A 9,192-nucleotide genomic window follows, 5' to 3' on the forward strand; every position below is an offset into this window, starting at 1 on the left:
AGATGCGTATAAGAGACAGGTAACGTTCTTCATCCTACTGCTTATGGAACACCAGCGTGCGCAGCTCGATGCTCTCGCGCGGCGCGGCGTCCGCGGGCGTGGTGGGATCGACAAACGCCGTGTGCGGCCCGAACCGCGTGCGGCCGTCGGTCGCCGAGTCGTAGCATTTCAGCAGGATCGTCTCGTCCGGCGTCATCTCGGGAATGTAGAACCAGCGATGGTTCGGATTGTACTTCACCGAATAGGTCTCGCCGCTGCGGTTCGGGTAGATCAGGTCGGAGGCGATCAGATCCTCCGGCGCCACTGTCGTACCGTCGGCCATCGCAAGCGGTGAATCGCGCAACGGCCCGCGGATCGGGCGCCACAGGTTGATCACCTGGACGCGGCCCTTGACCAGTTGCTCGGCTTCCTCGGGAAGATGCTCGAACACCCGGTTGTGGCCGGAAACGGCGGTCTGGTCGACATGGACGCGGGTCGCGGGCTGACGCGGTCCACCGCCGCGGATATCCGCGGCGCCCTCGACGCGCTTGCGCACGGTGTGATCGAAGATGAAAACACGATCCGCCTTCAGCGTCGCCTTCAGGAAGGCTTCGACGGCGGGATAGTAGACGTTGCGGACTTCGTTCTCGTCGTAATAGTCCTTCACGCTGGTCGGATGCTTGACCAGCGCAAAGCCCTCGCGATCGAGCGAGAAGCTGTCTGATATCAGGCGCCCGTCAAAGATCGGAACATTGTGGGCTTCGGGCAGCGCGGTGGATTTGGGTTCGCCGGGCGGCGGATCGAAGGCGTAGGTCCGGGGCTTGCCCGGCGTCGGCGCAAGATAATTCAGTTCAGCGGTCACAAACGGCAGCGACTCGATGCGAGTTTGTTGAAGGCCCATGGTGATCTCCCGGACTCGATTGTTCGTCCTTTTGATCTTGGCGGCGCCGGGCGGGGTGGCAAGGTCGTGGCGAAAATAGCAACGTTGCGGTTTTGGAATGTGCCAAACGGGGAAAATCCTTGCCGCGCGGCAGCCCGCGGCCGAATGGATGTTTTGAATCACGGGTTCGTTAGCGGTGCAATAGTGCGGAGTTGAATCGCTTCCGCGCAGACGGTTCACATCTCCCGCTTGCAAGGCCGCCGCAGGTGCGCCGGCAAAATATCGAAAACAACCCCATGCAAAGGAGCTCGCGGCTGCCGGCCTTCGACAGGGCCGCTTGACACGTCGGGCAAATCAGGAATATATTTCCAATATTCCGAAATCGTGTAAACACCCGTCGTCCTGGCGAAAGCCGTGACCCATTGCCACCGAATTTGATAGCGAGCGGGATCGCGGCCCCAACGCCTTACAACAGCTGGCATTCGGGGTAATGGGTCCTGGCTTTCGCCAGGACGACGGTGAATGTTAGGCGCCTACAGTCCCGCGCCCTTTTCGACGGCCGCACCAAACGACCGGTCGACGACGTCGGCGGCGTTGATCTTCTGCCTGATCAGGCCCCAGCGGTCGTAGAGGTCGATGGTCTTCTGCTCGTCGGCCACCACGCTGTCGTCGATCGGCGCGATGCGGATCTTGGCGCGGGTCAGCCAATTGAGCGGCACCGCGGGCGGGGTGTTCATCAGCCTGCCCCAGGTCGCAGCGTAGCCCTCGACATTGTTCTGCGACCAGCCGCGCGCGGCGGCGAGGCGCCGCACGAAATCCTCGAGCTCGGCGCGCTTGCCCTTGATCGCATCGGGCGTTGCGACCTGGAAGCCGAGGCCGGGCGTGATGCCGTCGGCCGTGATAACGCGGCGCGACTTGAACAGCACCTCTTCCTGGCTGACATAAGGCTCCCAGGTCGACCAGGCGTCGACCGCGCCCTGCGTGTAGGCGACCTTGGCGTCCGACGGCGCGAGAAACACGATCTGCACGTCGCTCGCCTGCCAGCCCTTCGATTCCAGCGCCGCCAGGATCAGCTGATGGCCGATCGAACCGCGGCCGGTCGCGATCATCTTGCCGCGCAAATCGTCGAAGCTCTTGATCGCGGAGTTTTCCGGCACCACGACCGCGAGCCCGTCGCGCGACTGCCGCACGGCCGCGATCGCCTTGACCGGAATTTTGGCGGCGGCCGCAAACGTGAACGGCGCGTCGCCAACCAGACCGGTGTCGATCGCACCCGCCCCCAACGCCTCCAGCAGCGGCGCCGCAGCTGCGAACTCCTTCCACTCGATCTTGTAGGGGACGTCCTTGAGCACACCGGCCGCTTCCATCACGGCCTGCGAATTGCCCTTCTGGTCGCCGACGCGCAGCGTAGTCTGCGCGGCGGCGCCATCGACGGCGGCGAGCGCAAGCGCGGCCGCAACAATGAGACGGATCATTCGGCGGCAATCCCCCGCTGCTGGTCGCGCGCTTCGATCAGCTTGCGGGTCAGCGGGATCAGCGCACGGCCATAGTCGATCGCATCGACCAGCGGATCGAAGCCGCGGATCAGGAAATGGCTGACGCCGAGATCGTAATAATCGCCGAACACCTCGGCGACCTGCTCGGGCGTGCCGACCAGCGCAGTGGTATTGCTGTTGGCGCCCGTCAGTTTGGCGATCTCGGTCCACAGCCGCTTGTCGATGCGCGTGCCCTGATCGGCGAGTGCCAGCAGCCGCTTGGCGCCGTCGGTCGCGTGGTTGGGACGGCGATAGCCGGTCTGGTCCTGCAGCGCGGTGGCGCGCTCGAGGATATGTTCCGCCTTCTTCCACGCCTTCTCCTCGGTGTCGGCGAGGATCGGCCGCACCGACAGGCTGAAGCGCGGCGTCGGCCTTCCGTGCCTGGCAGCAGCCGCGCGCACCCGCGCGGTGACGTCGCGCACCTGCGCGTAGGACTTGCCCCACAGCGCGAAAGTATCTGCGTGCTTGCCCGCGACCTCGACCGCGGCGTCCGAGCCGCCACCGACAAAGGTGTAGATGCCGCCCTTCTGCAACGGCTTCACCTGCGAGAAGCCGTTCTCGACGTTGTAATACTTGCCGCTGTAGTTGAACGGCTTCTCGCTGGTCCATTCCAGCCGCACCACGTCGAGGAATTCGCTGGTGCGGGCGTAGCGCTCGTCCTTGTCGTCGAGCGTGTTGCCGTCCTGGCGCAGCTCGATGGCGTTGCCGCCGGTGATGACGTGCAGCGAGACGCGGCCGCCATAGAATTGATCCAGGGTCGCGAGCTGGCGCGCCAGCAGCGTCGGCGCGGTGAAGCCCGGACGCTGCGCGATCATCACCTTGAGCTGCTTGGTGATGGTCAGGACATGCTGCGCGACCTGCAACGCATCCGGCGTGGTGGAGTGGAACGCCAGCAGCGCGCGATCGAAACCGGCGAGCTCATGCGCCTTGGCCACCGTCTCGATATAGGGCGGATCGAGCACCGGCCCGGCGCGGACGATGGTCTCGGAGGCATTGTTGTTCGTGATGAAGCCGATGAACTCGACCGGCATGACGGGAACTCCGTTGTTGTTGGCTAGAGCCATTTCCGTTCCGATAGAATCGGAACGGAGCTCTAGATTCTTGCTTTGACGCGTTTTCTTCACGCGAACCGGTATCCACTTCGCTTGAAAACGCTCTATTGTTTTTCAGACGCCCAGCGCGGAGCGTCCGGCGGAGACACGGGTGGCATCGTCTTGCGGGGTATGGACGCGGCCGCACAGCACGTCACGGTAATGCCGCTCCAGCGGATTGGTTCGCGACAGGCCTTGATTGCTGGTCAGCGACAAGGCATCCTCCACCACTGCCGCGGCGTTATTGGTCACCGTCAGCTTGATGATGTTAGACTCGATCGCGGACAGCTGGAAGCCGTTATCGAAATCGGCGGCGAAGCTGTCGATCAGGCGGGCATTGACCGCAAGCCGCGCTTCGATCGCGCCGACGACCTCCTGCATCCGCGGCAAGGTCGCGAGCGGCGCGCCGAGATTGGCGGGCACCCGCTCCTTCAGGAATTTGACCAGCCAGTCGCGGGCAGCGCGGGCGATGCCGTCATAGATCGCGGCGACGAAGATCGCATGCACGGTCGCCTGGGTGACGTCGGGAACCTTCCAGTCGTCGGGCCTGCGGACGTCGATCTCGTAATCCAGCGGAAACACCACGTCGTCGAAGATCACAGTATGGCTGCCGCTGGCGCGCAGGCCGAGATGATCCCAGGTCTCCTCGATCCGCGTTCCCGGCAACCCTGCCGGAACCAGAAACAAGCCGACACGGGTCTCCGGCTCGTCGGTCTTCGCCCAGACCGAATACCATTTCAGGATCGGCGCGCCGGTCGAATAGATCTTCTTGCCGGTCAGCCGCCAGCCGGTTTCGGTGCGGCGTGCCGTGGTCGCCGGCAGGCCGCCGCGCGCGGGCGAGCCGAGTTCGGGCTCGACGCGCAATGCGTTGATCAGCGCCACACCCTCGACCGTTTCCTTGGCGAGCTTGCGCGACAGACGTGCCGGCCAGCGCGTGCTGCGCGCCATCACCAGATGCTGGATGTAATGCATCGACAGCACCAGCGCGGTCGACGGATCGGCCTTGCCGATGATGCCGAGCACGCGCGTGGCGTCGCGGGCGCCTGCTCCGCCCCCGACGAGCGCGGCGGGCACCGTCAGCGCCAGCAGGCCCTCGCGCGACAGATCGGCGAAGTTCTCGAACGGAAAGCTGGCGTCGCGATCATGCGCGGGTGCACGCGCGGCAAACACCTCGGCGAGCCGCAACGCGCGCGCGATGTGCTCCGGCTCGTTCGCCTGCGGCAGCCCCCTTGCCGCTGTCGTCACCATGTCGCCTCCAGTCCGAGCAGGCCGAGGATCTGCTTGCGCAGCTCGGCGAGATAAGGATCGCCGCGATGCCGCGGATACGGCCGGGCGACGGCGATGTCAGCCTTGATCCGCGCCGGCCGATCGGACAGCACGATGACGCGGTTGGCCAGCACCAGCGCCTCCTCGACGTCGTGGGTGACCAATAGCGTGGTGAAGCCCTTGCGCTGCCACAGCGCGACGAGCTCGGACTGCATCGCGATCCGCGTCAGCGAGTCGAGCTTGCCGAGCGGCTCGTCGAGCACCAGAATCTTCGGATCGTTGACCAGCGCCCGCGCCAGCGCCACGCGCTGCGCCATGCCGCCGGAGAGCTGGTGCGGATAGGCGTTGCGGAACGAGGACAGGCCGACCAACTCGACGACATCATCGACACGGTGGCGCTGCGCCTTCAGGATACCCTGCGCTTCGAGGCCAAGCGCGACATTGTCCCACACCGTACGCCACGGAAACAGCGTCGGATCCTGGAACACGACAACCCGCGACGGATGCGGGCCGGCGATCCGCACTTCATCCTCGCGCAGCGAGCCGGACCGGGGCTTTTCCAGCCCCGCGACCAGCCGCAGCAAGGTCGACTTGCCGCAGCCGGACGGGCCGAGCAGCGCGACGAACTCGCCCGGCGCGATCGAGAGATTGACGTTGTCGAGCACCGGCAGCGTGGCGCCATCGATATCGAAGGCGTGGCTGACGCCTTCGACATCGAGCTCGGCGCCGACCGCCGGATAGGTGATTGCTTCGGCGGCGGACTGCACTACCATTTGACGACGCCCTTCTGCCAGACCAGCAGGCGGTCGCGGGTGCGGAACAAGAGCGTGATCGCGCCGGAGCAGAGCAGCGACATCACGATCAGCGCCGCATACATGTTGGCATAGGCCGCCCAGCCCTGCGCCCATTGCAGGTACCAGCCGAGCCCGGCCTTGACGCCGATCATCTCGGCAACGACGAGCACCGCAAAGGACGAGCCGAGCCCCATGAACAGGCCTACGAACACATGCGGCAGCGCGGCTGGGATCGCGACCTTCAGCACCAGGAACGTTGGCTTCGCGCCGAGCGTGCGCGCGACGTCGTAATAGGCGTTGCTGACGCTCGCCACGCCCGACCAGGTCAGCACGGTCACAGGAAAGCCGGTGGCGAGCGCGATCAGGAACGTCGAGGCGCTCCAGCTCGACGGAAAGGTGAAGAAGGCGATCGGCAGCCAGGCGGTGGCCGGCAGCGGGCCGATGAAGCGCAGCACCGGATGCACCCAATAACCGATCTTCTGCGACCAGCCGATCGAGACACCGGTGATAAATCCGACGGTTGCGCCGATGATGTAGCCGCCGAGCTGCAGCTTGATCGAGGCGAACACGCTGTCGAGCAGCTTTGGCAGATCGTCGGTATAGACTTCGAGGATCGACTGCGGCGGCGGGAAGAACGGCAGCGGCAGCCAGGCGAACTTCGCGGTGGCGACCTCCCACAACGTGACGAAGGCGCCGAACGCCACCAGCCACGGCGCGCGTTTGCGCAACGCCTGCCCGGCGCCGCCGAGATAATCCGCGCTGAATGTGCCGAACAGGATGAAGGCGGCGACGACGATCGCGCCGATGCCGAGCGATCCGGTCCGCGACCAGTCGCCGACATCGGGCCAATAGAGGCATGAGAGGCCAAAGGCGAGCCAGACGAGGCTCGCCGCAAGGCCGACACCGTAACTGCCGGAGAGGTTCGAGAACGTGACCGCCGCGCGCGGCGCGGGCGCGGCCGTCGTGTCAGACACTGAATACGTCGACATAGATCCGCTCCGCGAATTTGGCCGTGTCGGTGCTCTGCTTGAACACCTGCACCGTCTTGAGGTCGTCGGCGTAGCCCTTCAGCTCGCGCTTGAGCACCTCGCCGGTCGGATGATGGTGATGGGTGTGGTATCGCGCCATTGCCTCGAGATCGGCGAGGCTCGCCGCCTTCGGCGCATAGGGCTGGAACGATTTCGCCGCCTTGTCCGGGTTCTGCGAGGTGAACATCGCGGCGTCGAGCAGCGCCTGGGTGATGGCACGCGCGACTTGGGGCTCCTCGCGCACCAGACTGCCGCGCAGGCCGACGATGCAGCAGCTCTTGTCGCGATATTCGCCGTCGAGGTTGGAGGCGACTTCCTTGTATTGCGCATCCTTCAGCCAGAGATAGGCCAGCGGGTCCGACGACAGGAAGGCCTGCACCTCGCCCTTCTCGACCGCGACGTTGAGCAGATTGCCGGGATAGGCGCGCCAGTCGACGTCCTTGATCGGATCGATGCCGAGCTTGGCCAGCTGGATCGAGAAGAAATTCTTGTCGGGGCCGGCGAGATCGCCGACCGCGACGATCTTGCCCTTGAGATCGGCGAGCTTGCCTATGCCGGAATTGGCGCGGGTCAGGACGCGCATGCAGCCGCCATGGGTGCCGGCGGCGATCTTGACGTCAAAGCCCTGCTCCAGCGGCTTCAGCCAGCGCAGCGCCATGCCGAGACCGGCGTCGCTCTTGCCGGTGGCGATCGCCTCCAGCAGCTGGTCGGTCGAGCCCGAATAGTTGACCAGCTCGACGTCGAGATTCTGCTTCTGGAAGAAGCCGTGGTCGATCGCGACCGGCAGCGGCGCAAGGCAGACCGCGCCGGCGTTCCAGGACAGCTTCAGCTTGCGCGGCGCGCCGGTCAAAGCCGGCGCATCGGACGCGGTCTTGCAGATCGGGAATTCGGAGAAGTCGATCGCCGGCGTGATCGCCCGCGGCGCGAAGGCCTGCGCACCATACGCCCCGATCGGCGCGGCAAAGGCCGCGGCGGCGCCGGCACGCAGCAATGTGCGGCGATCCATCACCGTCTTCTTGTTATCTCTCGACATCATCACTCCTGCATTTCGGCAAGGCTCCGCCCCGCGCGCAAAGCGTGTCTGCGCGTCCCGTCGTTCGAAGCTCATGGTTTTAGAAAAAGCGGATTTCTCCGGCGCGATTGCACTCAAAGCAACGTGCAAATGATGCGGCGCGACAAGTTCATCGTCAATGAAATGGAATTTCGAATGTTGTCGACGCCACAGCCGAACTCTCCACGATCGCATCGCGCGGCGATGAAAGGATTTTCACGATCGTCCCACACGGAGATGCGGCGCGATCACCGCGACTGCATCAAATTTGAGCGTTTTGCGGTCGCATGCGCGATGTCTTCTACGCACGGCATGCCTGACGAGATCATCCTTGCCGCGCAGCCTGCGAATTCAGATTTCCGTTTCGTTGACGGCGAACGGCTTGCTCATAGACTTGATCGAACGCTGCCGCGCGTTCCGCCGCGCAGCGAATGAATCAGAAAGAAACTTCAAATGCGCAAACTGACCCGTTCGGGTTCTCCCACTACTTTCACCCGCCGCACGGCGGCCGCGCTGATCACAGCCGTGATCACGCTGTCGACGTCGGCTGCGGCACTCGCGGCTGACGCGATCGTGCTGCGCGTCGGCGACCAGAAGGGCGGCAACCGCTCGCTGCTGGAAATTTCCGGCCTCGCCAAGGATCTGCCCTACAAGATCGAGTGGTCGGAATTCCCGGCCGCAGCACCGATCCTGGAGGCGATCAACGCCGGCGCGCTCGACGTCGGCTACACCGGCGATCTGTCCTTCCTCACGGTCTATGCGTCGGGCGCCCCGATCAAGGCAATCGGCGGCACGCGCTCCGATGCGCGGACGCAGGCGATCCTGGTGCGCGGGGATTCGCCGATCAAGACGGCGGCCGATTTGAAGGGCAAGCGCCTTGCCGGCACGCGGGGCGGTTGGGGCCAGTTCCTGATCAATGCGACGCTGGAAAAGGCCGGCAGCAGGATCGAGGACGCGACCTTCGCCCCGCTCGGCCCGGTCGACGCCAAGATCGCGCTGCTGGCCGGCTCGATCGACGCCTGGGCGGTGTGGGAGCCGTACATCTCCTACGCCACGTTGAAGGACAAGGCGCGCGTCGTCGCCGACGGCGAAGGGCTGACGCCGACCATCACCTTCATCGTCGCTTCCGACAACGCCATCGCAACCAAGCGCGCGGCGGTGCAGGACCTGGTGCAGCGGCTAAATAAGGCGCGGCTGTGGTCGCTCGATCATCTCGCCGAGTATGCCAGGAACACGGCCGAGCTGACCAAGCTGCCGGAGGACGTACTGCTCGCCGCCTACACCGCGCAGAAGACGAGCCCGATCGCGATCGACGAGGCCGTGGTCAAAGAGGTGCAGGCCGCCTCCGATCGCGCCACGCGCTACGGCATCCTCGGCAAGACGCTGGATGTCGGCAAGGCCGTCGACCGCAGCTTTACGGCAAGCGCGAGCTCGAACTAGCGGCGCGCGTGAACCGGGCATGCTCTTTCCTCACCTCCCCTTGAAAAGGGGAGGTCGGATTGCGCAGCAATCCGGGTGGGGATCCAGCCTCCGCAGACGCCAGCGTCCGTGGAGGGCAACCCCCACCC

General features: G+C 65.1%; 9 protein-coding genes. 2 read left to right on the forward strand and 7 right to left on the reverse strand.

The window, feature by feature from the left end:
* Positions 1-34: 34 nt before the first annotated feature.
* The 7 genes from AC1VNY_RS41500 to AC1VNY_RS41530 all read right to left on the reverse strand — a co-directional run bounded on the left by AC1VNY_RS41500 (position 35) and on the right by AC1VNY_RS41530 (position 7,606).
* Complete coding sequence (locus AC1VNY_RS41500; protein ID WP_482409520.1) at positions 35-880, reverse strand: CmcJ/NvfI family oxidoreductase; 846 nt, start codon at positions 878-880, stop codon at positions 35-37.
* Positions 881-1,392: 512 nt separating this feature from the next.
* The gene (locus tag AC1VNY_RS41505; protein ID WP_482409521.1) at positions 1,393-2,334 is read right to left on the reverse strand and encodes an ABC transporter substrate-binding protein; all 942 of its coding nucleotides are present in this window, start codon (positions 2,332-2,334) and stop codon (positions 1,393-1,395) included.
* Positions 2,331-3,425 carry an LLM class flavin-dependent oxidoreductase gene (locus AC1VNY_RS41510; protein ID WP_482409522.1) on the reverse strand — a complete coding sequence of 365 codons (1,095 nt, stop codon included), beginning with the start codon at positions 3,423-3,425 and terminating at the stop codon, positions 2,331-2,333. Before AC1VNY_RS41510 ends, AC1VNY_RS41505 begins: the two co-directional genes overlap by 4 nt.
* A gap of 135 nt (positions 3,426-3,560) precedes the next feature.
* Entirely contained in the window at positions 3,561-4,733 is a 1,173-nt protein-coding gene (locus tag AC1VNY_RS41515) for an acyl-CoA dehydrogenase family protein (protein WP_482409523.1), read from the reverse strand.
* A complete protein-coding gene (locus tag AC1VNY_RS41520; RefSeq protein ID WP_482409524.1) occupies positions 4,727-5,524 on the reverse strand; it encodes an ABC transporter ATP-binding protein in 798 nt (265 codons plus the stop codon). The genes AC1VNY_RS41515 and AC1VNY_RS41520 overlap by 7 nt, the downstream gene beginning before the upstream one ends.
* Positions 5,518-6,534, reverse strand: a complete 1,017-nt coding sequence (locus AC1VNY_RS41525; RefSeq protein WP_482409525.1) for an ABC transporter permease — start codon at positions 6,532-6,534, stop codon at positions 5,518-5,520. Before AC1VNY_RS41525 ends, AC1VNY_RS41520 begins: the two co-directional genes overlap by 7 nt.
* Positions 6,512-7,606: an ABC transporter substrate-binding protein gene (locus tag AC1VNY_RS41530; protein WP_482409526.1), complete on the reverse strand. Its 1,095-nt coding sequence runs from the start codon at positions 7,604-7,606 to the stop codon at positions 6,512-6,514. Before AC1VNY_RS41530 ends, AC1VNY_RS41525 begins: the two co-directional genes overlap by 23 nt.
* 129 nt (positions 7,607-7,735) lie before the next feature.
* Here AC1VNY_RS41530 and AC1VNY_RS41535 point away from each other — a divergent pair, with 129 nt between their 5' ends.
* Positions 7,736-8,059, forward strand: a complete 324-nt coding sequence (locus tag AC1VNY_RS41535) for a hypothetical protein (RefSeq protein WP_482409527.1) — start codon at positions 7,736-7,738, stop codon at positions 8,057-8,059.
* Between the two features lie 18 nt (positions 8,060-8,077).
* Positions 8,078-9,064, forward strand: coding sequence for an ABC transporter substrate-binding protein (locus AC1VNY_RS41540; RefSeq protein WP_482409528.1), 987 nt, complete (start codon positions 8,078-8,080; stop codon positions 9,062-9,064).
* Positions 9,065-9,192: the final 128 nt, after the last annotated feature.

This window comes from Bradyrhizobium ferriligni (assembly GCF_056837965.1).

Coding starts and splice junctions, on each gene's coding strand:
- AC1VNY_RS41500 (WP_482409520.1), bottom strand. CDS start 880: ATGGGCCTTCAACAAACTCGCATCGAGTCGCTGCCGTTTGTGACCGCT.
- AC1VNY_RS41505 (WP_482409521.1), bottom strand. CDS start 2,334: ATGATCCGTCTCATTGTTGCGGCCGCGCTTGCGCTCGCCGCCGTCGAT.
- AC1VNY_RS41510 (WP_482409522.1), bottom strand. CDS start 3,425: ATGCCGGTCGAGTTCATCGGCTTCATCACGAACAACAATGCCTCCGAG.
- AC1VNY_RS41515 (WP_482409523.1), bottom strand. CDS start 4,733: ATGGTGACGACAGCGGCAAGGGGGCTGCCGCAGGCGAACGAGCCGGAG.
- AC1VNY_RS41520 (WP_482409524.1), bottom strand. CDS start 5,524: ATGGTAGTGCAGTCCGCCGCCGAAGCAATCACCTATCCGGCGGTCGGC.
- AC1VNY_RS41525 (WP_482409525.1), bottom strand. CDS start 6,534: ATGTCGACGTATTCAGTGTCTGACACGACGGCCGCGCCCGCGCCGCGC.
- AC1VNY_RS41530 (WP_482409526.1), bottom strand. CDS start 7,606: ATGTCGAGAGATAACAAGAAGACGGTGATGGATCGCCGCACATTGCTG.
- AC1VNY_RS41535 (WP_482409527.1), top strand. CDS start 7,736: ATGATGCGGCGCGACAAGTTCATCGTCAATGAAATGGAATTTCGAATG.
- AC1VNY_RS41540 (WP_482409528.1), top strand. CDS start 8,078: ATGCGCAAACTGACCCGTTCGGGTTCTCCCACTACTTTCACCCGCCGC.